The organism is Arthrobacter sp. SPT-J7 (genome assembly GCF_059089965.1).
Genome location: NZ_JBNHFF010000456.1, coordinates 1 through 1,193 on the forward strand (window position 1 = coordinate 1; position 1,193 = coordinate 1,193).

Below are 1,193 nucleotides of genomic sequence, written 5' to 3' on the forward strand. Positions count from 1 at the left end.
CGGATTTCCGACAGCGAACCTCGCCGGCAACGCCAGCGGACTCATCCCGGCGGACGGCATTTACGCCGGCTGGCTTGTGGACCAGGCCGGGACGCGCTGGCCTGCAGCCATTTCCGTAGGCTCCAATCCTACGTTCGACGGGGTGAGCAGGCAGGTCGAAGCGCACGTGATCGACCGCCCCCACGAAGCAGTGGAGGACTTCGATCTGTACGGCCAGACAGTAGTTGTTGAATTTGTGGCCCGGCTCAGGGGAATGGTGGCATACCGTGGGCCCGAGGCGCTTGTAGACCAAATGCGGCTCGATGTGGTACAGGCCCACGACCTCCTGGCCAGACGCTGAACCATCCGCAGGGAAAGGCAGTACCGTGTCCGTTGAGAAAAACACCAGGAAACTGGACGAAGGTATTGTCCGTGACTTCAGCTCGCGGATGAGCTACGCCTCCTACCTCCAGCTGCCAACCCTGCTGAGCGCACAGCAGCCCGTCAGCCAGCCGGAGCACCATGATGAGATGCTCTTTATCATCCAGCACCAGACCACCGAGCTTTGGCTCAAGCTGGTGCTGCATGAACTGCGGAGCACCGCCGGGTGGCTGCGTGCGGATGACCTCGGCTCCGCGCTCAAGGGCATTGCCCGCGTGAAGCACATCCAGAAAACCCTCACCGAGCAGTGGTCCGTGCTGGCCACGCTGACCCCCACGGAGTATTCGCAGTTCCGCGGCTTCCTGGGAAATTCCTCCGGCTTCCAGTCCAGCCAGTACCGAGCTGTGGAGTTCATCCTCGGGAACAAGAACCGCAAAATGCTTCCGGTGTTCGAGTCGGATCCGGAAGCCCACGCCATGCTGGAGCAGCTGCTCAACGCGCCCAGCATCTACGACGAATTCCTCGCCTACCTTGCCCGCCAGGGGTTCGACGTGCCCCCGGCCGTGCTCCAACGGGACGTCACCCAGGCCCACGAATTCACCCCGGAACTGGTACCGCTCTTCAAGCACATCTATGAGAATGCAGCGGCCAACTGGGGCGCTTATGAGGCCTGCGAGGAACTGGTGGACCTGGAGGACAACTTCCAGCTGTGGCGCTTCCGGCACCTGCGCACAGTGCAGCGGACCATCGGCATGAAAACAGGGACGGGCGGCTCCAGCGGAGCCGCGTTCCTGCAGAAGGCCCTCGAACTGACTTTTTTCCCGGAGCTATTC

General features: G+C 62.2%; 2 protein-coding genes. Both read left to right on the plus strand.

Translation table 11 applies throughout. From position 1 onward, the window contains the following. On the plus strand, window positions 1-340 hold a 340-nt coding region (locus AC5RWX_RS33535), incomplete at its 5' end, for a riboflavin kinase (RefSeq protein ID WP_494100466.1). A gap of 25 nt (window positions 341-365) precedes the next feature. Further along, window positions 366-1,193, plus strand: an 828-nt coding sequence (kynA, locus tag AC5RWX_RS33540; protein ID WP_494100467.1) for a tryptophan 2,3-dioxygenase, incomplete at its 3' end; no start/stop codon positions are given.